Origin of the sequence: Dankookia rubra (genome assembly GCF_004355005.1) — a bacterium.
GTDB classification, from domain to species: domain Bacteria; phylum Pseudomonadota; class Alphaproteobacteria; order Acetobacterales; family Acetobacteraceae; genus Paracraurococcus; species Paracraurococcus ruber_A.
The window spans coordinates 1-21,960 of sequence record NZ_SMSJ01000088.1 but is presented as its reverse complement, the minus strand read 5'-3'; the positions used below and the strand labels follow the sequence as shown (position 1 = coordinate 21,960).

The following is a 21,960-nucleotide window of genomic DNA, read 5'->3' as shown; positions in this document are numbered from 1 at the left end:
CGGCGCAGGCGGCTCGGGCGGCGTCGGCAGGGCCTCGGCCAGGGGCAGCTGCACGGGGGCAGGGGCGACGACCTCGGGGGCGGCCGGCGCGGCGACCGGCGCCGGCGCGGCGGGCGGCAGAACCCTATACGCCTCCTGCACCAGCGATGGCACCCGCGGCAGCAGCGCGAGTGCCACGGCGCCGTCCGGCGCCACCGGCAGGCGTTCGGCGAAGAGCGCCTTCGGGCCGTCATAGGCGGCGACCTGCGGCAGCCGCCGCTCGGCCTCGTTCAGCCGGAGGAATTGGGTCGGCTGCATGGGCTCGAGCTGCAGGTGCCGCTGGGCCACGCCGCGCAGCCGCTCCGGCTCGTTCAGCCAGGCCCATTCGGCCTGCAGCGCCTGGCTGCGGTCGTTCGCCTCGTCGATCTGCCGGGCGATGCCGCGCAGCTCGCGGTCAAGCAGGGCGACCTCGTGCTTGCTCTGGTACAGGTGCAGGCCGGCCAGGGCGGCGGCCAGGAAGGTGCAGAGGCTGAGCGGACGGAAGATCATGCGGCGTCCCGGGTCTCGAGGCGTTCGATGGCGCGCAGCCTGCTGCTGCGGGCGCGCGGATTGGCGTCGGTCTCGCCCTCGCCCGGGCGGAGCGCCCGCGGCGTGAGCAGACGGAATTCGGCGGCCGGGCCCCTGGAGATCAGGGCGCCGGGATCGTGGCGGGAGGCGCCGCCGGCGCGTCCCGCGCGGCCGGCCATGAAGCGCTTGACGATCCGGTCCTCGAGCGAGTGGAAGGCGACGACGACCAGCCGGCCGCCCGGCGCGAGCAGCCGCGCCGCGGCGTCGAGGCCGCGCTCGACCTCGCCCAGCTCGTCGTTCACCGCGAGGCGCAGCGCCTGGAAGCTGCGCGTCGCGCGGTCCATGCCCGAGGGGTCGCGCGGGGTGACGCTGCGGATGATGGAGGCGAGCCGGCCGGTGGTGGTGATCGGCGCCGCGGCGCGCGCCGCGACGATGGCGCGCGCGATGCGGCGCGAGTGGCGCTCCTCGCCAAGGGTGTAGAGGATGTCGGCCAATTCCGAATCGTCCAATGTATTCACGAGGTCCGCGGCCGACTTGCCGGCCTTCTCCATGCGCATGTCAAGCGGCCCGTCGCTGCGGAAGGAGAAGCCGCGCTCCGCCTCGTCGATCTGAAAGGAGGAGACGCCGAGATCGAGCACGACGCCGTCGAGCGCCGTGACGCCCTTCGCCGCGAGCAGGTCGAGCATCTCGCCGAAACGCCCTTCCAGTAAGTGAAGCCGCCCGGGGAAACGTGCGGCCAGCGCGGCGCCGCGGGCGATCGCGTCGGGGTCGCGGTCGATGGCGTAGAGCGTGCACGCGGCGGCCGCGAGGATCGCGCCGGCATAGCCGCCGCCGCCGAAGGTGCCGTCGCAATAGGTCGCGCCGTCGCGCGGCGCGAGGGTCGCCAGCACCTCGGCCAGCAGCACCGGGATGTGGCCCTGGGGGATGTGGTCCTGCGGGACGGGCGGGGACTCGCTCATACGTCGCCGCCCTCGTCCTCGGCCTCGAGCCGGGCCTCCTCCTCGGCGAGCCGGGCGGCGGACCAGATCTGGAAGAAGGCGCCGAGGCCGGAGAACTGGATGTCGCCGTCGAGCCCGGCCTTCTCGGCGAGTTCCTTCGGCATCACGATGCGGCCCTCGGCATCCGGGCGCAGCGTATGGATCCGCGAGACCAGCTTGCGCATGATCGTCTGGTATTCGGCGGAGAGCTGGCTGAGGCCTTCGACGCGGCGCTGGACCTCGGCCGTATAGGCGGGCTCCGGCCAAACCTCGATGCAGGGGGCGTGGCGGGAGGCGCGCAGGACGATCTCTTCCGCGCCCATGCGGACCAGCGTGGCGCGGAAGGCGGCCGGCACCGAGATGCGACCCTTCTTCGCGTCAAACGTCCCGCCAACTGTCCCCGCAAATCCGGACATCGCCCAGTGACCGCCCCCCCGGGCCAACGGCGCCCCAGCCGGATCAGCGGCCGGCGAGGCCCCCCGACCCCGCCGGCTCGCCCGACCATCCCCCTCCGGACCACTCGCCCCCCCGAGCGTCTGGGTCCTTCGCGGGATGCCATGGGATAGCACGCCACAGCCTGGGACGACAAGGGAGAATGCCGTTGCGGGCCACTAAGCTTTCTTGGCGAACACACAGATTCTTAGAGGTTTAGCTTGAAGACTCGGGACCACATTAGGAAACGGGAGATTGTCAATGGTATAGGTGTTGAGTTGCCACATTGTTCTTTGAGCGGCTTGAATATGCCGCGGCAACTATGTGGACAGTTCTGTGGAAAAAGTGCGCCAGGTGGCCGGTAAGCCGGGTTCTGTCCACCCCCGGCAAGCCGGGGATGTGACGACCATTCCTCTGGGGCACGCCTCGCGGCGTACCTCACGCGGCCAACCCGGGTGGTGGGGCGGGAAGGCCCTCGCGTCACGCTCCCGAAGGAACGCCGCCGACCACCCCTATTCGGCCTTGCTCCCGGTGGGGTTTACCATGCCGCCCCCGTTGCCGGGGGCGCGGTGCGCTCTTGCCGCACCCTTTCACCCTTACCCGCGGACCTTGCGGTGCGCGGGCGGTCTGCTCTCTGTGGCACTGTCCCTGAGGTCGCCCTCGCCGGCCGTTAGCCGGCACCGTTTTCCCGTGGAGCCCGGACTTTCCTCCAGCCCCGCCTCGCAGCGGGGACCAGCGGTCGTCTGGCCACCTGACGCGGCGGTGTCATGCGCAGGGCAGGGGCGCCGCGTCAACGGCGCAGTGGCCGCCGATCGCGCCATTACGCCCCGATCAGCGCCGCGACGGCGGCGAGTCGGGCGAGCGTCCCGGCATCCGCCAGGCCATCCACCCGCTCCGGCCGCCAATGCCGCTGGAAGGCGGCGAGCAGCAGGTCGAGCGGCAGGTCCATCCGGTAGCCGATCGCCGCCAGCAGCGCCGCCGGCTCGCCGCCCGGCGCGGCGCCCTCCCCGGGCCAGAGCCCGACCCCATTGGCCGCCAGCCCCTGCCAGTCGAAGAACTCGCCCGGGTCCTGCTTGCGGTCCGGCGCGATGTCGCTGTGGGCGACGACGTTGATGGCGGGAATCGGATGGCGACCCAGGATCCCGAGGCAGAGGTCGCAGACCGCGGCCATCTGCAGCGCGGGGAAGGGACGGTAGCCCCATTCGTGGCCGGGGTTGACGATTTCGATCCCGATGCTGCGGCCGTTCAGCCCCTCGGCGCCGCGCCAATGGGACAGGCCGGCATGCCAGGCGCGGCGGTCCTCCGGCACCAGCCGGAAGACCGTGCCGTCCTCCTCCACCAGGTAGTGGGAGGAAACCCGGGCCTCCGGGTCGCGCAGCCGGGCGAGCGCCGCCGCCCCCGTCCGCATGCCGGTATAGTGCAGCACCAGCATGTCGACCGGCGTGCCGGGCGGGCGGCCGTCGTGGTTCGGGCTCGGGGTGTCCCGGATGCTGAGGGTCACGGCCTGCGCTCGCGCTTGGCGCGGACCTCGCCGTCCGCCTCGGCGGACGGTGCTGCCCCGGGGCCTGGGATCACGCGGGCGCACGTCACAGCTTGCGCTCGCGCTTGGCGCGGTCCCCGCCGTCCGCCTCGGCGGACGGTGCTGCCTCGAGGCCTGGGATCGCGCGGGCGCACGTCACAGCTTGCGCTCGCGCTTGACGCGATCCCAGGCGGCGTTGATCTCGGCCACCTTGTCGGTCGCGCGCTTGACGAATTCCGGCGGCACCCCGCGCGCCGCCAGGCTGTCCGGGTGGTTCTCCCGCATCAGCTGCCGCCAGGCTTGGCGCACCGCGTCGTCGCTGGCATCGCGGCCGACGCCGAGCACCGCATAAGGGTCCGGCCCGGTCTGCGCCGCCGCCGTCGAGGAGGATTGCTGCTGCGTCCGGCCGTCCCGCGCCCTTTCCCAGGCCGGGGCATCGAGGCCGAAGCCGAGCTGCACCTGCTGCAGGAAGGCGACCTCGGACTTGGTCAGCGGGCCATCCGCGCGGGCGATCTGGAACAGCGCCGCCAGCACGTCCTCCAGCATCCCCTTGTTGTCCTGGAAGGCCTCGCCCAGCCGCCTGGCGAAGGGGCGGTAGTCGTCCGCCGAGTCGCGCGCCTGGTCGAAGAGCTGGCCGACCTCGCGCAGGCTTTCCGGCGGGATGCGGAACAGCCGCTTGAAGGTGTCGATCTCCGGCCGCTTCACCGGCCCGTCGCACTTGGCAAGCTTCGCTGCCAGCACCACGACCGAGATGGCGAAGAGCTGCTCCTTCGAGCCCAGCATGGCGGCGATGTCGGCGGCTTCCCGCACCGAGGGGCGGCCGAACATCCCGGCCATGCCGCGCCCGCCGCCCGCATCCGCCGCATGGCCGAGCGCCGCGCCCATGACCGCGCCGAGCGGCCCGCCGGTCACGAACCCCGCCACCCCGCCGATGATCTTGCCCCAGAGGCTCAATGCCCATCCCCATGCCCGAAGGCGACAGGCTTAACACGCCAGGCGGGGGCGGCGGGAGGGCAGGACACCGCCGCCCCACGGGCAGGCCTCGCCGGGGGAGGGTGCCCTCGGCGGGCGCCGGGCCCGCCGCGGGACTTCCCCGGCCCGCCTCTCAGACCAGGGCGTAGTAGCTGAGCGTCACGGCCACGCCGTCCCGGCTGTCGATGTTCGCGTTCACCGTGCCGCTCAGGTCCGCCGTCACGCCGAGCGCGCCGTCCGCCGTCTCCGCCTGCAGGGTGCTCCCCGCGATCGCATAGGCCTTGGTGAGCGTGACCTGCTCGCTGCCGACGCCGGCCAGGAGATTGGTCACGCTCAGGATCAACCCGTTCGCGTCCACCACGCTGTCGGCGTTCCGGATGTCCAGCACCTGAGTCTGCCCGGCGAAGCCGAGGGTGACGGTCTCGGGATTGGTCAGGAGGAGGTTGAGGATGATCCCGTTCGAGTCGAGGTCGCCCTTGGCCACCACGGTCAGCGTGCCGGCCTGGCCGTCCGACGGCAGCAGGCCGGTCAGGTTGAAGGTGAAGTCCTGCCCCGCCGTGGTCTGGGTCGCGGACCGGGTGTAGCTCACGAGCCTCGAGACCTCGTCGGTGACGGTCACCTGCACCGTGGTGTCGAAGACGGCGCCGTGGCTGTCCGTCGCCCGCAGGCCGACGACGTGCTGCGTGGCCGTCTCGTAGTCCAGCGATACCTTGGTCAGGAGCTGGTTGCCCACCACCTCGAACAGGCTCGCCGTCGCCCCGGTCACCTGGAAGCTCACCGCGTCGCCGTCAGGATCGGCTGCCGAGAGCGTGCCCACCACGGTGCCCACGTCCAGGTTCTCGCGGAGGCTGCCGCCGGTCAGGGCGACCGAGGGCGGCGCCTCGTTCACGTTGGTGACGGTGATCGCCAGCGCCTTGCTGCCGGTCAGCGTGCCGTCCGAGGCGACGACGTTGATGTCGTAGACGTTGTTCCCGCCGGCATCGGCCGGGGCCTCGAAGTTCGGGGCGGCCTTGAAGGTGACCGCGCCGGTGGTGCCGTTGATGTTGAACAGCCCGGCATCGGTGCCGCCCAGCGCGTAGCTGAGGGTGGTGCCGGCATCCACGTCCGAGGCGGTGGCGGTGTAGACCGTGCCGGTGCCGTTCTCGGCGAAGCTCGCCGTGCCGGCCGAGGTGACGACCGGCGCCTCGTTGACGTCGGTGACGTTCACGGTGAAGGCACGGGTGATGCTGCGGCCGCTGCTGTCGGTCGAGGTGACGTGGAGCGCGATGGCGCCGGCCTCCTCCTGGTTCAGCCACAGGCCGGCCTTCAAGGCGAGCGTGCCGCCGACCACCTCGAAGCGGGCGTCGTCGACGGCATAGGTGAAGGTGTCGCCGGCCGTCATGTCGGTGGTGGTCAGGGCGCCGATGGTGCCGGCCACGACATTCTCGGCGATGGTCGAGGCCCCGAGGCCAATCTCGGCCGGGGCGTAGTTGCCGTCGACCGACACCATCAGCTTCTCGAAGGCGACCGCTGAAAGCCTGAGGCTGGCCGCGGTATAGGCCTGGGTCTGGCCGAGCGGGCTGGCGAAACTGGCGCTGAGCCCGGCGATGTCGGCCTGGATCCCCGCATCGTGCCACTGCGCCGAGGTGAGTGCAATGTGCAGGGTGTCGATGCCGCTGCCGCCGTCCAGCGCGTCGAGGCCGCTGGCCGGCATCGCCGCCACCGTCTGCTTCACGGTGTCGTTGCCGGCACCGGCAAGGACGGTGTCGCAGCCGACGGCGCCCTCGAGCCAGTCATCGCCGTCGCCGCCCTGGAGCAGGTCGTCGCCGTCGGCGCCCATGAGGATGTCGCCGTCGGCGCCGCCGTCGAGCGTGTCGTTGCCGCCACCGCCGAGCAGGGCGTCGGCGCCGGCGCCGCCGGAGAGCGTGTCGTTGCCCTCGCCGCCATCGAGCAGGTCGTTGCCAGCATTGCCGACCAGCTGGTCGTTGCCGGCGCCGCCATACACAGTGTCGTTCCCGGTGCCGCCGGTGACCCGGTCATTGCCTGCGCCGGCATCGGCGAAGGCTGCGACGCCTATGCCGTAACGGGCGGCGATGTCGAAGTAGTCCGCGTTGTCGGTCCCGGTCCAGGTGGCCATGTTCGATGTCCAAACTAATCACAGGTTGCAGAATTGTGAGTCTATGAACCCCTCAGTAGCTATCGCGAGGAATGGCCGCGAATAGCATATATTTTATAGTCGTAACTGTTTGATATGCTTGACATCGGAAACGCCGTGTGGGCGCCGCCCCGAATCCGTGCGGCGCCGCCGGCCGGCCGGCGGCGCCGCCGCGGCCCCGGAGCGCCCCGCGGGGCGACCGCTCGGGCCGGGCCTTGCCTCGCCGCGCCCGGATTGCCATCACGGTCCGGCCGTGGCGCCGGACCGCCAGGGGGAGGGTGGGTGATGGCGGGCTCGTGGCAGTTCTGGATCGACCGTGGCGGCACCTTCACCGACATTGTCGCGCGCGACCCCGCGGGGCGGCTGACCACCGCCAAGCTGCTGAGCGAGAACCCCGAGCGCTACCGCGACGCCGCCGTCGCCGGCATCCGCCAGATACTGTCCAAGGCGGGGGACCTGGCCCCTGGCGCCCCGATCCCGGCCGGCACGATCGAGGCGGTGAAGATGGGCACCACCGTCGCCACCAATGCCCTGCTCGAGCGTCGCGGCGAGCGCGTGCTGCTGCTGGTCAACCGCGGCTTTGCCGACCTGCTGCGGATCGGCAACCAGGCCCGGCCGCGGCTCTTCGACCTTGAGGTCCGCCTGCCCGACCTGCTGCACGAGCGCGTCGCCGAGATCGGCGGCCGCGTCGCGGTGGACGGCGCGGAGATCGAGCCGCTGGACGAGGCGGCCGCCCGCGCCGCGCTCGGCGCCGCCTTCGCCGACGGCATCCGCGCCGTCGCCGTCGCGCTGATGCATGCCTGGGCGCATCCCGGCCATGAGCTGCGGCTCGGCGCGATCGCGCGGGAGGTCGGCTTCCCGCAGGTCTCGCTCTCCCACCAGGCCAGCCCGCTGCCGCGCATCGTGCCGCGCGGCGACACCACGGTGGTGGACGCCTATCTCTCGCCGATCCTGCGCCGCTACGTCGGGCAGGTGGCGGGCGAGCTGAATCCCGCGCCCGCGACGGACGGGACGCCGCCCGTGCGGCTCTATTTCATGCAGTCGAACGGCGGCCTGGCCGAGGCCGGGTCCTTCCAGGGCAAGGACGCCATCCTCTCCGGCCCGGCCGGCGGCATCGTCGGCGCCGCGCGCACCGCGGCGATGGCCGGCTTCGGGAAGATCATCGGCTTCGACATGGGCGGCACCAGCACCGATGTCGCGCTCTATGCCGGCGAGTTCGAGCGGGCCTTCGAGACGCTGGTCGCCGGCGTGCGGATGCGGGCGCCGATGATGGCGATCAACACCGTCGCCGCCGGCGGCGGCTCGATCCTGCATTTCGACGGGGCGCGCTACCGCGTCGGCCCGGACAGCGCCGGCGCGGTGCCGGGCCCCGCCTGCTACCGCCGCGGCGGGCCGCTGACCGTGACCGATGCGAACGTCATGGTCGGCAAGATCCAGCCGAGGCATTTCCCGCCCCTGTTCGGCCGGGATGGCGACGCGCCGCTCGACGCCGAGGTGGTGCGGGCGAAGTTCGCGGCGCTCGCCGCCGACATCGCGGCCGCGACCGGCACGCCGCCAGGGGACCCGCGCGCGGTGGCGGAGGGATTCCTCCGCGTCGCCGTCGCCAACATGGCGAATGCCATCAAGCAGGTCTCCATCCAGAAGGGCCACGACGTCACCCGCCACGCCCTGCAGTGCTTCGGCGGCGCCGGCGGCCAGCATGCCTGCCTGGTGGCGGACGAGCTCGGCATGGAAACTGTCTTCATCCATCCCTTCGCCGGGGTGCTGAGCGCCTATGGCATGGGCCTCGCCGACCAGACCGTGATCCGCGAGGGCGCGGTCGAGGCGCCCTTCACCGCGGAGTCGATCGAGGGCCTCGCCGCCCGCCTCGACGCCCTGGCCGGGGAGGGCCGCGCCGAGCTGCTGAGGCAGGGCGCGCCGGAAGCCCGCATCGGCGCCGCCCGCCGGCTGCACCTGCGCTATGCCGGCACCGACAGCTTCCTGCCCGTGCCCTTCGGCGACCATGCCGAGGTGCTGGAAGCCTTCACCGCCGCGCATCGCCAGCGCTTCGGCTTCGCCACGCCGGAGCGCGAGGTGGTGGTCGAGGCCTGCATCGCCGAGGTGACGGCGGCCGGCGAGGCGGTGGAGGAGGCGCGGCTCGCCGCCCGCCCCGCGGGCCAGGCACCGGCGCCGATCGACACCGTCGGGCTCTTCGCCGCGGGCATCGCCCAGGACGCCCCGGTCTTCGACCGCGAGGCCCTGCTGGCCGGCGACCGCCTTTCCGGCCCGGCGCTGATCCGCGAGGCCAATGCCACCACCGTGGTCGAGCCCGGCTGGACCGCCGAGGTGACGCCGCTGAACCACCTCGTCCTCCGCCGCACCACCCCGCGCGCGGCGACGCGGGTGGAGGCGACGGGGCGCCCCGATCCGGTGATGCTGGAGCTGTTCAACAACCTCTTCATGTCGATCGCCGAGCAGACCGGCGCGGTGCTGCAGAACACTAGCCTCTCGGTGAACATCAAGGAGCGGCTGGACTTCTCCTGCGCCATCTTCGACGCAACCGGCGCACTGGTGGCCAACGCTCCGCATGTCCCGGTGCATCTCGGCGCCATGGGCGAGAGCGTCCGGACGGTGATCCGCGAGCGGGGCGCGACCCTGCGGCCGGGCGACGTCGTGGCCCTGAACAATCCCTACAACGGCGGCACCCACCTGCCGGACGTGACCGTCATCACGCCGGTCTTCGATGCCGCGGGCAAGGAGATCCTGTTCTTCCTCGGCAGCCGCGGCCACCACGCCGATATCGGTGGCCTGACCCCGGGCTCGACGCCCCCCGTCTCCCGCACGCTGGAGGAGGAAGGGGTCGTCATCGACAACTTCCTGCTGGTGGAACAGGGCCACCTGCGCGAGGCCGAGTTCCGCGCCCTGCTGGCCGCGGCGAAGTACCCGGCGCGCAGCCCGGACGTGAACCTCGCCGACATCAAGGCGCAGGTCGCGGCGAACGAGAAGGGCGTGCAGGAGCTGCAGCGCGCGGTGCGCGACTACGGCCTCGGCACCGTCCGCGCCTATATGCGGCACGTCATGGACAATGCCGAGGAGAGCGTCCGCCGCGTCCTCGACCGGCTGCAGGACGGCGCCTTCGAGACGACGCTCGACGACGGCACGCCGCTGAAGGTCGCGGTCCGCGTCGACCGCGCCGGGCGCCGCGCCACCATCGACTTCACCGGGACGGGGGCCCAGCGCCCGACCAATTTCAACGCCCCCGCCGCGGTCTGCCGCGCCGTGGTGCTCTACTGCTTCCGCGCCCTGGTGGGGGAGGAGATCCCGCTCAACGACGGCTGCCTCAAGCCGCTCGAGACCGTGGTGCCGGCGGGCACCTTCCTGAGCCCCTTGCCCGGCGCCGCGGTGGTCGCCGGCAATACCGAGGTCAGCCAGGTCACCTGCAACGCCCTGCTCGCCGCCCTCGGCGCCTGCGCCTCGGCTCAGGCAACGATGAACAACCTGCTGTTCGGCGATGCGATATACCAATATTACGAAACCGTCTGCGGCGGCGTCGGCGCCGGGCCCGGCTTCGACGGCTGGGGGCCGGTGCAGACCCACATGACCAATACCCGCATGACCGACCCGGAGATCCTGGAGCTGCGCTACCCCGTCCGCCTCGAGGAATTCTCCATCCGCCGCGGCTCGGGCGGCGCGGGGCAGTGGCGCGGCGGCGACGGGGCGCGGCGGCGCATCCGCTTCCTCAGGCCGATGCAGGCGGTCGTCGTCGCCTCCCGCCGCAACGTCGCCCCGCATGGCCTGATGGGCGGCGCCGACGGCGCCCCCGGCCGCCAATGGGTGGAGCGCGCCGTTGGCGGCATCACCCCGATCCCCGGCAATACCGGCAGCGCCGAGCTCGCGGCCGGCGATGTCCTGGTGCTCGAGACGCCCGGCGGCGGCGGCTGGGGTTCCCCTGGCTGACGCCTCGCCTCCGGTCGGGGCCGGCCGCGGCCCGCGCGCGATGCGCCGCGCCGGGCTGGCCGCCGCCGGGCTGCTCCTCGTGCTTGCCGGTGCGCTCTGGCTCGTGCCGCGGCTGCTCGACTGGGAATCCTGGCGGCCACAGCTCGCCGAGCTCGCCACCGCCCGGCTCGGCCGCCCGGTCCAGCTCGACGGGCCGATCACCCTGGTCCTGCTGCCGCAGCCGCGGATCGAGGCGCAGCAGGTCTCGGTCGGGCCCGCCGCCGACGGCATCAGCATCACCGCCCGCGGCCTCCGCCTCCGGCTCGACCTCGGCGCCCTGCTGACCGGGCGGCTGGAGCCGCGCGAGCTCGCCCTGGTCGGCGGCGACGTCGCGCTGCCCTGGCCGCCGGTGGCGCTGCCCGGCTTCCGCGCCCCGCCCTGGCTCGGCCCGCTCGACGCGAGGCTGGAGGACAGCCGGCTCCGCATCGGCGGCCTGCAGGCCGAGGCGGTGAATGCCCGGCTGCAGACCGGCGGCGCGACCGAGGCGGTGGTGGCCGAGGGCAGCCTCGCCTGGCGCGGCTATGCCGCCCGCTTCACCCTGCAGCTCGGCCGCGCCGGCTTCGACGGCGTCGCCCCGCTCGAGTTCAGCCTCGCCGGCGTCGGCTCGACCCTCTCGGCCCGCGGCGCGCTGGCCGCCGAGGGCGGCTTCGAGGGCCGCATGGAGGCCGGCGGCAACGACCTCGCGGCCCTGCTGCCGGCGCCCTCCGGCCCCTGGCGCGCCACCGGCCGCCTGACCGCCGCGGCCGACCTGATCGCCGCCGGGGACCTCGCCTTCGAGCTCAACGCCCAGCCCGCCCGCGGCGCCGCCACCTTCCGCCTGGCGCCCGACGCGCGGCTCGACATCGCGCTGAATGCCGGGCGGCTCGACCTCGATGCCTGGGTCGCGGCGCTCCGGCAGTCGCGCGGCTATGCGCTGCCCCAGGCGGTGCCGGTCAGCATCGACCTCTCGGCCGAAGCGACCGGCTTCGCCGGCCTGCCGCTGCGGCGGCTGCGCGGCGGCTTCTTCCTCGAAGGCGACCGCCTCTCGCTGTCCGACGTCTCGGCCCTGCTGCCGGGCGACACCGGCATCGAGGTCGCCGGCGCCACCGCCGGGCCGCGCATGGAACTCGCGGTGCACGTGGCGACGAAGACGCTGCGGGAGACGCTGGCGGCGCTCGGCCTGAACCTCGCCGGCACCGATCCTGCCCGGCTGCAGACCGCGGAGGGCCGCTTCAAGCTGGCGCTGGAAGGCAACGAGGCGGCCTTCTCCGACCTCGTCGCCACGCTCGACGGCGCCCGCCTGACCGGCAACGGCGTCTGGCGCCAAGGGGGCGGGCCGGGCGGCGCGGGCGGGTCGCCGCGGCCCTCCTTCGGCCTCGGCCTGAGCATCGACCGGCTCGACCTGAACGGGGTGCTGCCGCCGCTGCCGGATGCCGCCGCGCTGAATGCCAGGCTGGCCGGCTTCGAGCTCAACCTCCGCCTCGCGGCCGAGCGGGTGGTCTGGGGCAACCTGTCCGCCGAGCGCGCCACGCTCGATGCCGCGCTCGAGAACGGCCGCGCCACGCTGCGCCGGCTGGCGCTGCGGACCGGGGAGCTGGATGCCGCGGCCTCGGGCGCCGTGCAGCTCGGCACGCCGCTGCGCTTCTCCGATGCCATCCTGGAGCTGTCCGGCGCCGGCGCCGCGCTGCTGCCGCTGCTGCCGGCCGACCGGGCCGCGCTGGCCCCGATGCTGGCGCAGCCCCTGGCGCTGCGGCTGTCCGGCGGCGGCGCGCCGGAAGCCCTGGCGCTGCGCGGCGAGGGCGACCTCGGCGCGCTGCGGGCCGAGGCCGGGGCGACGCTCGACACCCTGCAGGGGCGCGGCAGCGGCACCCTGACCCTCCGGCATCCCGGTGCGCCGCGGCTGCTGGCGCCGCTGCTGGGGCCGGAGGTGGTGGGCTGGCTCGGCCCCGGCTCCTTCTCCGTCATCGCCGCGCTGTCCGGCCAGGGCCGCACGGTGACCGCCGAGCACCTGGACCTGGTCGCCGGCAGCTTCCGCGGCCGCGGCCAGATGACCCTCGCGCTGGACGGCGCCCGGCCGCGGCTGACCGGCCGCTTCGCCGCCGACGTGCTGCCGCTGCCGGTGCTGCCGCTGCGCGGGACGCGGCCGCTCGGGCTCGACCGGCTGGCGGCGCTGGAGGCCGAGCTGGCGCTGGAGGTGGCCCGGGTGGAGGCGGGCGGCGACCTGGTGCTGGATGCCGCCAGCACCGCGTTGAAGCTGGCCGGCGGCACGCTGCGGCTGGAAGGGCTGCAGGCCCGGCTCGGCGGCGGCACCCTGAAGGGCAGGCTGGCGGTGGAGGGCGCCGCGGCGCCGCCGCGCCTGGCGCTGGAGGCGACGCTCGCGGATGCCATCATCTCCGGCCCGCTCTTCGACCTGCCGCTCGACCTCGGCGCCGGGCGGGTGGAGGGCACGGTGCGGCTGGCCGCGGAGGGCCACAGCACGGCTGCGATCCTGGCGACCCTGGCGGGGGAGGCGACGGTGGCGGTGCGCGACGGCGTGCTGGTCGGCTTCGACCTGGCGGCGCTGCAGGAGGCCGGCGGCATCGCCGACCTGAAGGCGGCCGAGGCGGCGCTGCGCCAGGCGCTCGCCGGCGGCGCGACCGCCTTCGAGCGGCTGGAGGGCAGGGCGGGGCTGGAGGGCGGCCGGGCGGTGCTGGACGGGATGCGGCTGACCACCGAGGGCGGCGGCGAGGCGGTGGCGACCGGCGCGATCGACCTCGGCCGCGGGGCGCTGGACCTGCGGGTGGCGGCGAGGCCGGTGGCGGATGCGGCGGAGGTCGGGCTGCGGCTGACCGGGCCGGTCGGGGCGCCGCGGCGGCTGCCGGAACTGGCGGGGTTCCTGCGCTGGCGGGCGGAGCGGTAGGGGCGGTTCAGGACGGGGTGCGTCGGCGCGGCCCCGGGCCGGCGCCGGGTGCGGGGTTCCGCAAAGGGCGGCAACCGGACGTCCCCGGCCCCTCCACTTGTCCTCACCCCGTCGGTACGGGCAGCCGGCCAAGGTCTACAATGCGGATGGCCCGGCGCTTGGGTGCATCTGTTCGCTTCCATAGAGACGGGCGCCCAAAGCCGACCGGTGGTAGGCGGCGCTCCCGCAATACGCAGGCCCCGAAGGTGTGCGCAAGGGATTGCCCGAGGTCAGCGTTCGCGCCGGTAGTGCATGGCAACCGCGCCGTTGCGGAGCGGCTTCGCCGAGACCAGCTCGAGCCGTCGCGTACCGGGCAGCCCGCCCTGGTACAGGGTCGGGCCGTGGCCAGCGATCCGGGGATGGACGAGGAGCTGGTACTCGTCGATCAGATCCAGCCGGTCCAGCTCGGTCGCGAGTTTGCCGCTGCCGAGGAGCACGCCCGCCGGCGTCGCGTCCTTGAGCCTCTGCACGCCCGTGCGCAGGTCGCCGGCGATGTGGTGGCTGTTGGTCCACGAAAAATCGTTTCGCGTCGACGACACCACGTATTTCGGCTTGGCCTCCAGCCTGACCGCCCACTCGCGTATCGCCGGCGGCGCCTCCACGTCGCCGCGGGCGACCGCCGGCCAGTAGCTCTCCATCATCTCGTAGGTGACGCGACCCCACAGCATCGCCCCGCCCTCGTCCATGAGGCGGGTGAAGAACGCGTGCGTCTCGTCGTCAGCGATCCCTTCCTGGTGGTCGACGCAGCCGTCCAGGGTGACGTTTATGCTGAAGGTCATCAGTCCCATGCGGCGAGCCTATGCCATTCGCCGGAAAAGACGCAGGGCCGTGGCTCGCGGTTGATGTTCAACTTCCGCTATGGGTCGCAAGCGGCCCTACCGCGTCCGACCGAACCGGACCCATCGGGTCACGGCCGCAAAGCACCGCTTCGGGTCGCGGGCCGAACGGCCCACCAGCACGCCCGCGAAGGCTGCCCCAGGTTCAACGGCGATCTTGACGCGATAGGAAAAATGTCATATAAATCGAGGTTTGTTGGGAGCCCCGCCGATGCACCCAGCCGACCCCGCCATGCCACAGGAGGCCTCCCGCACGCTGCGGGCCGCCCCACCGCCTTGGCTGTCCCGCGCCGCTCCCGCCGCGTCCCACCTCGCCGGTTTGTCCGGGAACCGCGGCCAACGCGCCGCAGCCCCCGCCTGCTTCCGCGCCGTGCCGGGGCGACTGCCCGACCCCGACCCCGCCGCTTTGTCCGAAAGCCGCATCCCGGCACGCCCGGGGCAGTTTGTCCGAAAATCGCAAAGCCGCCCCGGCATGGACCGCCGCCCCGGCCTTCGCCATGCTCCCCGCCCCATCCCCAGCCCTACGGGACGCATCATGCCCACACGCCAAGGCGCCATCGCCCGCGCCGCCGCCCGCTTCGACGACGGCTCCTACAAGGCCCTGCTGACCAGGCTGGTCGAGATCCCCTCCACCGCGCAGGAGCCCGCCTTCGCGCCGGAACTGCACCGCTACCTCGACCAGGCCATCCGCCCCTGGGTGGAGGAGATGGGCTTCGCCGTCACCATCCACCCCAACCCGCTGGACGGCTTCGGCCCGATCATGACCGCGGCGCGGATCGAGGACCCGGCCCTGCCGACCGTTCTCTTGTACGGCCACGGCGATACCGTGCGCGGCCTCGAGGACCAGTGGCGCCCCGGCCTGCTGCCCTGGACGGTGACCGAGGAGGGCGACCGCTGGTACGGCCGCGGCACCGCCGACAACAAGGGCCAGCACGCCATCAACCTGGCCGCCCTGGAGGCGGTGCTGGCGGAGCGCGGCGGCAAGCTCGGCTTCAACGTCAAGCTGCTGCTGGAGATGGCGGAGGAGCGGGGGTCGCGCGGCCTGCAGGAGTTCGCCGACCTCCACAAGGACACCCTCTCGGCCGACGTGCTGATCGCCTCGGACGGGCCGCGGGTGGAGCCCGGCCTGCCGACCATCGCGACTGGCAATCGCGGCATCTTCCAGTTCGACCTGGTGCTCAAGCTGCGGGACGGCGGGGTGCATTCCGGCCATTGGGGCGGGCTGACCACCGACCCCGCCATCCGCATGACCCACGCGCTGTCCGCCCTCATGGACCCGCGCGGCAGGATCCTGGTGCGGGACTGGCTCCCCCGCAACGGCGTCCCGGCCGAGGTGCGCGCCGCGCTCGCCGGCTGCCCGGTGGGAGCGGGCGATGGCGCGGCCTCCGCCACCATCGACCCGGACTGGGGCGAGCCCGGCCTGACCCCGGCCGAGAAGATCTATGGCTGGAACGGCTTCATCGTCCTGGCGATGGTCAGCGGCCAGCCGGAGAACCCGATGAACGCCGTGGCGCCCTCGGCCCGCGCCACCTGCCACATCCGCTACACCGCCGACACCGACCCGCTGACCTTCGAGGCATCGCTGCGCCGCCACCTGGACGAGCAGGGCTTCGCCGACATCGCCATCGAGAATGCCGGGGTGCGGATGGCCGCGGCGCGCACGGCGCCGAACCACCCCTGGGTGCGCTGGGCGCAGGACAGCATGCAGCGGACGCTGGACACGCGCGTGCAGGTCATCCCGAACAGCTCGGGCGGCCTGCCCGGCGACGTCTTCGCCGACCAGCTCGGCCTGCCGATGGTCTGGGTGCCGCACAGCTACAACGGCTGCAAGCAGCACGGCCCGGACGAGCACCTGCTGATGGGCCCGGCGCGGCAGGGGATGCTTGCCTTCGCCGGCCTGTGGTGGGACCTGGGCGAGGGCGGCACGCCGGGGCGTGCCTCGGGGGAGGGCGGCACGCTGCGGCGGCGCGGCGATCGGGCATGAGCCGTTACGAAACCTCACCGCAATGCGCTGCCGCTGTCATGCGGCGGTTACACGCGCGGCGCATCTCTTTCCCGCAAGGGCCGTTGGGCCCGGACAGGAGGACCAGCCGATGAAGACTTTCCGCATGGCGCTGCTCGGCACCGCGCTGCTGGCCGCCGCGCCGGCCCTGGCGCAGCCAGCCGCTCCCCCGGCCGGTGCCCCGGCACCGGGGGGCCCCGCTGCCGGCCCGCGTGCCGAACGCGGCCCGGGCGCGATGTTCAACCAGGTCGATGCCAACAAGGACGGCAAGGTGACCTGGGACGAGGCCTGGGTCTTCATCCAGCAGCGCTTCGCCGCTGCCGACCCGGACAAGGACGGCAGCCTGACCCAGAAGGAGATGGAGGCGGCGCGCCTCCGCCCCGGCCGTGCCGGGCCGGATGGCGGCCATATGGGCCCGCGCCACGCCCAGATGATCGGGATGATGTTCCGCGGCCTCGACGCCAACCGGGACGGCGTGGTGACGCTGGAGGAGATCCGCCCGATGGCGGAGGCCCGCTTCCGCGCCTTCGACGTCAACGGCGACGGCGTGGTGACGAAGGACGAACTGCCGGCGCCGCCGCCGCGCGGCGAGCGCCACCGGGACCGCGGCGGCCCGGCGCCGACCTGATCGCGCCTACACGTCACTGGCCTGGCGGAACGCCGCGATGCCATGCTGACCGCCCGGCCCAGGCTCCTGCCTGGGCCGGAGGGAGAGGCATGGATGACGGCAACGGCCACCGGCGATCAGGCGACACCCGACGCCATCATGCAGCTCGGCTTCGCCTTCTGGGGGTCGAAGGCGCTGCTGAGTGCTGTCGAGCTCGGCCTCTTCACCGAGCTGGCCCGGGGCGGCCCGCGCGATGCCGCGGGGCTCGCCGCCTGCCTCGGCCTGCATGCGCGCGGCGCGCGGGACTTCCTCGACGCGCTGGTCGCGCTCGGGATGCTGGAGCGGGAGGCGGGGCGTTACGCCAACACGCCGGCCACCGCGCTCTACCTCGACCGCGGCAGCCCTGGCTATCTCGGCGGCATGCTGGAGATGGCCAATGCCCGGCTGTACCCTTTCTGGGGCTCGCTGACCGAGGCGCTGCGCACCGGCGCGCCGCAGAACGAGGTGAAGCACGGCCGCGACCTGTTCGGCGCGCTCTATGGCGATCCGGAGCGGCTGCGGGGCTTCGCCGCGGCGATGACCGCGCTCAGCCTGGCGCCGGCACGGGCCATGGCCGCCGCCTTCCCCTGGGAGCGGCACCGCAGCTTCGTCGATATCGGCTGCGCCGAGGGCGGGCTGCCCGCGCAGATCGCGCGCGTCCATCCGCACCTGGCCGGCGGCGGCTTCGACCTGCCGGCGCTGCGCCCGCTGTTCGAGGCGCATGCCGCGGCGCAGGGCCTGGCCGGGCGGCTGGCCTTCCATGCCGGCGACTTCTTCGCCGACCCGCTGCCCCGCGCCGACGTGCTGGTGATGGGCCATGTCCTGCACGACTGGGACCTCGAGCGGAAGCTGCTGCTGATCGGCAAGGCGCATGCCGCGCTGCCGCCGGGCGGGGCGCTGATCGTCTACGAGACGCTGATCGACGACAACCGCCGGGCCAATGCCTTCGGCCTGCTGATGAGCCTCAACATGCTGATCGAGACGCCGGGCGGCTTCGACTTCACCGCGGCCGACTGCATCGGCTGGATGCGGCAGGCCGGCTTCCGGGAGGCCGCGGCGCATCCGCTCACCGGGGCGGACTCGATGGTGATCGGGCTGAAGTAGCCGCCTCCGGCCTGTCCCGCCGCGCCGGAATGCGGTGAAGTGGCGCGATGCCCGGGCGGAGGCCGAACCAATCGGCCCGCCGGGATCGAGGGAAGGAAACGCCGATGAGCCTGAACCGCCGCGCCGTGCTTGGCGCCAGCCTGCTGACCACCGCGGGCGCCACTCGTATCCTGCACGCCCAGACCCGCCGGCCGGAGGAGACGCTGCGGATCGGCCTGCTGCACGACATGTCCGGGCCCTACCGCGACATCGCCGGCCCGACCAGCGTGGTCTGCGCCCGCCAGGCGGTGCGGGAGTTCACCGCGCAGCACCCGGATGTCGGGGTCGAGCTGCTGGTCGCCGACCACCAGAACAAGTCCGACGTGGGCCTCGGGATAGCCCGGCAATGGTTTGACCGGGACAATGTCGACATGGTGCTCGGCGTCAGCAATTCGGCGCTGGCCATCGCGCTGAAGCCGGTGATCGAGTCCAAGGACAAGGCACATATCAACACCTCGGCCGCGACCTCGGCCCTCACCTCGGAATACTGCAGCGCCAATGCCATCCACTGGAGCTACGACACCTGGTGCCTGTCGCATGCGACGGGCGAGCCGCTGGTGAAGCTCGGCGCCGACAGCTGGTTCTTCATCACGCCGAACTACGCCTTCGGCCAGATGCTGCAGGCCGACACCACGCATTCGGTGGAGGGCGCCGGCGGCAAGGTGCTCGGCTCCGTCGCCTATCCCTTTCCGGAGACCACCGACTTCTCCGCCTTCCTGCTGAAGGCGCAGGCGAGCGGCGCGAAGGTCATCGCCTTCCTCGGCGCGGGGACCGATTTCGTCAATGCGGTGAAGCAGGCGCAGGAATTCGGCGTGATGAAGTCCGGCAAGCGCTTCGTCGGGCTGACCGGCTACATCAACAGCGTCATGGCGCTCGGCCTGCCCACCGCGCAGGGCCTGACCCAGACCGAGACCTTCTACTGGGACCTCAACCCGCGCACCCGCGCCTTCATGGACCGGGTGCGGGGCCAGCTGCCGCCGAACACCTTCCCCTGCCACAACCACGCCGGCGACTATGCCGGGCTGCTGCACTACCTGAAGGCCGCGGCCAAGATCGGGGTAGCGAAGGCCAAGGCCTCGGGCCGGGAGACGGTGGCGGCGATGCAGGCGATGCCGACCGACGACGACGCCTTCGGCGCCGGCACCATCCGCAAGGACGGGCGCAAGCTCCACCCGACCTACCTCTTCCTGGTGAAGCCCCCGGCCGAGAGCCGCGGCCCGGGCGATGTCTACAAGGTGCTGGCGGAGACCTCGGCGGAGAAGTCCTTCCGGCCGATCGCCGACGGCGCCTGTGCGATGGCCAAGGCTTGACTCAGGGCGCGGCCTCGAAACCCAGCCGGGTCCAGCACGCATCCGGCCGGGCCCGCGCGCCCGGCCGGCGATCGAGCCGCAGCAGCAGGCGCAGACCCGCCGCCGCGGCCAGCGCGATGGTCTCCTCGGCCGTCACCTCGAACATGCGCCGCCCGGCCGGCACCGGGCCGTGCCGCAGCGACAGCACCAGCCGCCCGCCAGGCCGCAGCAGCCGCGCCACCGGCGGCATGGCCCTATGCCTCTGTCCGGCATCGAGGTGCATCCAGACCGCGGTCAGCATCACCAGGTCGAAGTCCCCCGCCGGCAGCCCCGCCAGGTCGGGCAGGCTGTCCGCGACCCAGGCGATGCGGGGGGAGGGGTGCAGCGCCATCGCCGCCAGGCGCAGGGCGGCGGTCGGCTCCACCGCCACCACCGCATGGCCGAGGGCGGCGACGGCGGCCGCGTCGCGTCCGCTGCCGGCGCCGACATCCAGCACCCGGGCCGGAGCCGCCGGCAGCAGGGGCAGGACTTCGCGGTGCACCGCCGCGAAAGGAATCGCCTCGTATTGCCGGATCAGCGCCGCAGCTTCCGCTGCATAGCCTTCCGTGCCGCTCACTGGGCTTGCGGACATGGCTTTCCCCTCGCCAGCAGGGTTGCTCAGAAGGGGGAAGGATGGTGGGCGCGACAGGGATTGAACCTGTGACCCTTCGCGTGTGAAGCGAATGCTCTACCGCTGAGCTACGCGCCCGGCCTGCGGGAGGCGGGGAAATACGGAAAGCCTTCCGAGGTGTCAAGCGCCGGGTCGCCGCGCTTGCTGCGCCCGGGCGGCGGCCCATATCGACCCCATGCCAATGTCCCGGCTGCTCCCGACCGCCGCCTGCGCCGCTGCCCTCCTCGGCGCGCTGCCGGCGCGCGCCGAGACGCTGCTCGCCCGCTACGAGGTCCGTGCGGCCGGCATCCAGGTGATGGAGATCGAGGCGGCGTTCGACCTCAGCGGGCCACGATACCGGCTGCGCGCCCGCATCCGCACCACCGGCGTCATCAATGTCCTTGGCCGCGGCGACCAGGTGACCAGCACCGAGGGCGCCTGGCGCGGCTCCGACCCGGTTCCCGCCCGCTACCGGGTCGAGGGAATCTGGCGCGGCACGAAGCGGGCGGTGGCGCTGGACTGGCCGAGCCCGGGGCAGCCCGTGCTGGGGGTGCTGGAGCCGCCGGTCGAGGCGGACCGCCAGCCGGTGCCGGAAACGCTTCGCCGCGACACCATGGACGCGCTCTCGGCGCTGGCGAAGCTGACCCGCACCGTGGCGGCGACCGGCCGGTGCGATGCCACCGCAGCGGTCTATGACGGCCGCCGCCGGGCCGACTACACCGCGCAGACCGAGGGCATGCAGGTGCTGCCAACGGAGGGCGCCTTCGGCGGGGAGGCGCTGCGCTGCGGCTTCGAGAGCCGGCTGCTGGCCGGCTGGCGCAGCGACCGGGAGGCGGAATGGGCGAAGAAGCCGCAGCCCGCCACCGCCTGGCTCGGCCGGCCCTTGCCGGGCCACCAAGCGATCCCGGTCAGGATCGAGGTGCCGAGCCGCTGGCTCGGGACCATCCGCGTGGTGCTGCAGTCGGTCGAGCCGCTGCACTCAGGCCAGGAGGTCGCGCAGCAGCGGTAGCAGCGCGGCCGGCGTGGCGGCGGTGGCGGCGGCGCCCTCGGCCATGGCCAGGCTGCCGTAGCCCCAGCCGGCGAAGAGGCAGGGCAGCCCGGCGCCCCGGGCCGCGGCCACGTCGTTCCGGTGGTCGCCGATCATCGCCGCCCGGGCCGGGTCGCCGCCGGCCTCGGCGATGGTGCCGAGCAGGTGGCCCGGGTCCGGCTTGCGCACGGGGAAGCTGTCGCCGCCGCCGACCGCGGCGAAGCGGCCGGCCAGGCCGAGCGCCCCGAGCAGCGCCGCGGTCGCCGCCGCCGGCTTGTTGGTGCAGACCGCGAGCGCCCAGCCATCCGCCGCCAGCCCGTCGAGCGCCGCGGCGATGCCGGGGAAGAGCGCCGTCGCCTCCGCCGCGCGGGCGGTATAGTCGGCGGTGAAGCCGGCCAGCAGGGGCTCGGAGAAGGGGATCCCGCGCGCCGCGGCGGCCCGTTCGACCAGCACGCGGACGCCATCGCCGATCATCGCGGTGACCTCCGGCCGGGTGAAGCCGGGCCGGCCCTGGCCCGCCATCAGGCGGTCGAGGGCGGCGTGGATATCCGGCGCGCTGTCGACCAGCGTGCCATCGAGGTCAAAGACGGCGAGGCGGGGCATGGCCCGGCCTAGCCCGCGCCGCCGCAATCTGCAATGCGCGGCGCGGCCCGCGGATGGCGTGGCGCTTGCCTTCCGGGGGTCAGGCCGGTCACAACCGGCGTGCGAAGTTGCCGCCGCCGGGTCCATCCTCCCGCGCCGCGCCCGAAGTCGGAGATGCCATGCCCGCCGCAGCCATCATCCTCGCCGCCGGTCTCGGCACGCGCATGCGGAGCGCGCTGCCCAAGGCGATGCATCCGGTCGCCGGGCGGCCGATGATCAATCATCTGGTCAGTGCCTGCGAGCAGGTTTTCGAC

General features: G+C 73.4%; 17 protein-coding genes, 1 tRNA gene and 1 other RNA gene. 8 read left to right on the top strand and 11 right to left on the bottom strand.

Features of this window, described 5'->3' with window-relative positions; translation table 11 throughout:
- From ftsL to E2C06_RS29920, 7 genes are all read right to left on the bottom strand, one after another.
- The coding region (ftsL, locus tag E2C06_RS29950) for a cell division protein FtsL (RefSeq protein ID WP_456305196.1) at positions 1-528 on the bottom strand (528 nt) is incomplete at its 3' end.
- Positions 525-1,505 (bottom strand): 16S rRNA (cytosine(1402)-N(4))-methyltransferase RsmH, encoded by a 981-nt coding sequence (gene rsmH, locus E2C06_RS29945; RefSeq protein WP_133292244.1) that lies wholly within the window; start codon positions 1,503-1,505, stop codon positions 525-527. The genes rsmH and ftsL, both read right to left, overlap by 4 nt.
- Positions 1,502-1,939 (bottom strand): division/cell wall cluster transcriptional repressor MraZ, encoded by a 438-nt coding sequence (locus E2C06_RS29940; protein ID WP_133292243.1) that lies wholly within the window; start codon positions 1,937-1,939, stop codon positions 1,502-1,504. Before E2C06_RS29940 ends, rsmH begins: the two co-directional genes overlap by 4 nt.
- 362 nt (positions 1,940-2,301) lie before the next feature.
- Positions 2,302-2,710, bottom strand: an RNA gene (gene rnpB, locus E2C06_RS29935) — RNase P RNA component class A.
- Positions 2,711-2,775: 65 nt separating this feature from the next.
- Positions 2,776-3,456 (bottom strand): N-acetylmuramoyl-L-alanine amidase, encoded by a 681-nt coding sequence (locus E2C06_RS29930; RefSeq protein WP_277751899.1) that lies wholly within the window; start codon positions 3,454-3,456, stop codon positions 2,776-2,778.
- A 174-nt stretch (positions 3,457-3,630) separates the two neighbouring features.
- Complete coding sequence (locus tag E2C06_RS29925) at positions 3,631-4,428, bottom strand: TerB family tellurite resistance protein (RefSeq protein ID WP_133292242.1); 798 nt, start codon at positions 4,426-4,428, stop codon at positions 3,631-3,633.
- 151 nt (positions 4,429-4,579) lie between these two features.
- A complete protein-coding gene (locus E2C06_RS29920) occupies positions 4,580-6,562 on the bottom strand; it encodes a calcium-binding protein (protein ID WP_133292241.1) in 1,983 nt (660 codons plus the stop codon).
- Positions 6,563-6,865: 303 nt separating this feature from the next.
- On the opposite strand from E2C06_RS29920, the gene E2C06_RS29915 reads away from it, so the two are divergent.
- The gene (locus E2C06_RS29915; protein WP_133292240.1) at positions 6,866-10,516 is read left to right on the top strand and encodes a hydantoinase B/oxoprolinase family protein; all 3,651 of its coding nucleotides are present in this window, start codon (positions 6,866-6,868) and stop codon (positions 10,514-10,516) included.
- A 40-nt stretch (positions 10,517-10,556) separates the two neighbouring features.
- On the top strand, positions 10,557-13,433 hold the full coding sequence (locus E2C06_RS29910) for an AsmA family protein (RefSeq protein ID WP_133292239.1): 2,877 nt from the start codon (positions 10,557-10,559) through the stop codon (positions 13,431-13,433).
- A gap of 269 nt (positions 13,434-13,702) precedes the next feature.
- Here the strand turns inward: E2C06_RS29910 and E2C06_RS29905 are convergent, their stop codons facing one another.
- Complete coding sequence (locus E2C06_RS29905; protein ID WP_133292238.1) at positions 13,703-14,260, bottom strand: dihydrofolate reductase family protein; 558 nt, start codon at positions 14,258-14,260, stop codon at positions 13,703-13,705.
- A gap of 583 nt (positions 14,261-14,843) precedes the next feature.
- Here E2C06_RS29905 and E2C06_RS29900 point away from each other — a divergent pair.
- The 4 genes from E2C06_RS29900 to E2C06_RS29885 all read left to right on the top strand — a co-directional run bounded on the left by E2C06_RS29900 (position 14,844) and on the right by E2C06_RS29885 (position 19,409).
- Positions 14,844-16,292: a M20 family metallopeptidase gene (locus tag E2C06_RS29900; RefSeq protein ID WP_133292237.1), complete on the top strand. Its 1,449-nt coding sequence runs from the start codon at positions 14,844-14,846 to the stop codon at positions 16,290-16,292.
- A gap of 109 nt (positions 16,293-16,401) precedes the next feature.
- Positions 16,402-16,938: an EF-hand domain-containing protein gene (locus E2C06_RS29895; protein WP_165982760.1), complete on the top strand. Its 537-nt coding sequence runs from the start codon at positions 16,402-16,404 to the stop codon at positions 16,936-16,938.
- A gap of 93 nt (positions 16,939-17,031) precedes the next feature.
- A complete protein-coding gene (locus E2C06_RS29890; RefSeq protein ID WP_133292235.1) occupies positions 17,032-18,060 on the top strand; it encodes a methyltransferase in 1,029 nt (342 codons plus the stop codon).
- Between the two features lie 104 nt (positions 18,061-18,164).
- The gene (locus tag E2C06_RS29885; protein ID WP_133292234.1) at positions 18,165-19,409 is read left to right on the top strand and encodes an ABC transporter substrate-binding protein; all 1,245 of its coding nucleotides are present in this window, start codon (positions 18,165-18,167) and stop codon (positions 19,407-19,409) included.
- A 1-nt stretch (position 19,410) separates the two neighbouring features.
- On the opposite strand, the gene E2C06_RS29880 is transcribed toward E2C06_RS29885, so the two are convergent.
- Both E2C06_RS29880 and E2C06_RS29875 read right to left on the bottom strand, forming a co-directional pair.
- On the bottom strand, positions 19,411-20,019 hold the full coding sequence (locus tag E2C06_RS29880; RefSeq protein WP_133292233.1) for a class I SAM-dependent methyltransferase: 609 nt from the start codon (positions 20,017-20,019) through the stop codon (positions 19,411-19,413).
- A 42-nt stretch (positions 20,020-20,061) separates the two neighbouring features.
- Positions 20,062-20,136 (bottom strand) — tRNA-Val (locus E2C06_RS29875).
- Between the two features lie 103 nt (positions 20,137-20,239).
- Here E2C06_RS29875 and E2C06_RS29870 point away from each other — a divergent pair.
- Positions 20,240-21,046 (top strand): DUF3108 domain-containing protein, encoded by an 807-nt coding sequence (locus E2C06_RS29870; RefSeq protein WP_133292232.1) that lies wholly within the window; start codon positions 20,240-20,242, stop codon positions 21,044-21,046.
- On the opposite strand, the gene E2C06_RS29865 is transcribed toward E2C06_RS29870, so the two are convergent.
- A complete protein-coding gene (locus E2C06_RS29865; RefSeq protein ID WP_133292231.1) occupies positions 21,017-21,667 on the bottom strand; it encodes an HAD family hydrolase in 651 nt (216 codons plus the stop codon). The two genes, E2C06_RS29870 and E2C06_RS29865, sit on opposite strands and share 30 nt — an antisense overlap.
- Before the next feature lie 158 nt (positions 21,668-21,825).
- On the opposite strand from E2C06_RS29865, the gene E2C06_RS29860 reads away from it, so the two are divergent.
- The coding region (locus E2C06_RS29860; protein WP_165982759.1) for an NTP transferase domain-containing protein at positions 21,826-21,960 on the top strand (135 nt) is incomplete at its 3' end.

What these genes read in the sequence shown, in the direction of transcription:
- rsmH (WP_133292244.1), bottom strand. Translation starts at nt 1,505, where the DNA reads ATGAGCGAGTCCCCGCCCGTCCCGCAGGACCACATCCCCCAGGGCCAC.
- E2C06_RS29940 (WP_133292243.1), bottom strand. Translation starts at nt 1,939, where the DNA reads ATGTCCGGATTTGCGGGGACAGTTGGCGGGACGTTTGACGCGAAGAAG.
- E2C06_RS29920 (WP_133292241.1), bottom strand. Translation starts at nt 6,562, where the DNA reads ATGGCCACCTGGACCGGGACCGACAACGCGGACTACTTCGACATCGCC.
- E2C06_RS29915 (WP_133292240.1), top strand. Translation starts at nt 6,866, where the DNA reads ATGGCGGGCTCGTGGCAGTTCTGGATCGACCGTGGCGGCACCTTCACC.
- E2C06_RS29910 (WP_133292239.1), top strand. Translation starts at nt 10,557, where the DNA reads ATGCGCCGCGCCGGGCTGGCCGCCGCCGGGCTGCTCCTCGTGCTTGCC.
- E2C06_RS29905 (WP_133292238.1), bottom strand. Translation starts at nt 14,260, where the DNA reads ATGGGACTGATGACCTTCAGCATAAACGTCACCCTGGACGGCTGCGTC.
- E2C06_RS29900 (WP_133292237.1), top strand. Translation starts at nt 14,844, where the DNA reads ATGCCCACACGCCAAGGCGCCATCGCCCGCGCCGCCGCCCGCTTCGAC.
- E2C06_RS29895 (WP_165982760.1), top strand. Translation starts at nt 16,402, where the DNA reads ATGAAGACTTTCCGCATGGCGCTGCTCGGCACCGCGCTGCTGGCCGCC.
- E2C06_RS29890 (WP_133292235.1), top strand. Translation starts at nt 17,032, where the DNA reads ATGACGGCAACGGCCACCGGCGATCAGGCGACACCCGACGCCATCATG.
- E2C06_RS29885 (WP_133292234.1), top strand. Translation starts at nt 18,165, where the DNA reads ATGAGCCTGAACCGCCGCGCCGTGCTTGGCGCCAGCCTGCTGACCACC.
- E2C06_RS29880 (WP_133292233.1), bottom strand. Translation starts at nt 20,019, where the DNA reads ATGTCCGCAAGCCCAGTGAGCGGCACGGAAGGCTATGCAGCGGAAGCT.
- E2C06_RS29870 (WP_133292232.1), top strand. Translation starts at nt 20,240, where the DNA reads ATGTCCCGGCTGCTCCCGACCGCCGCCTGCGCCGCTGCCCTCCTCGGC.
- E2C06_RS29865 (WP_133292231.1), bottom strand. Translation starts at nt 21,667, where the DNA reads ATGCCCCGCCTCGCCGTCTTTGACCTCGATGGCACGCTGGTCGACAGC.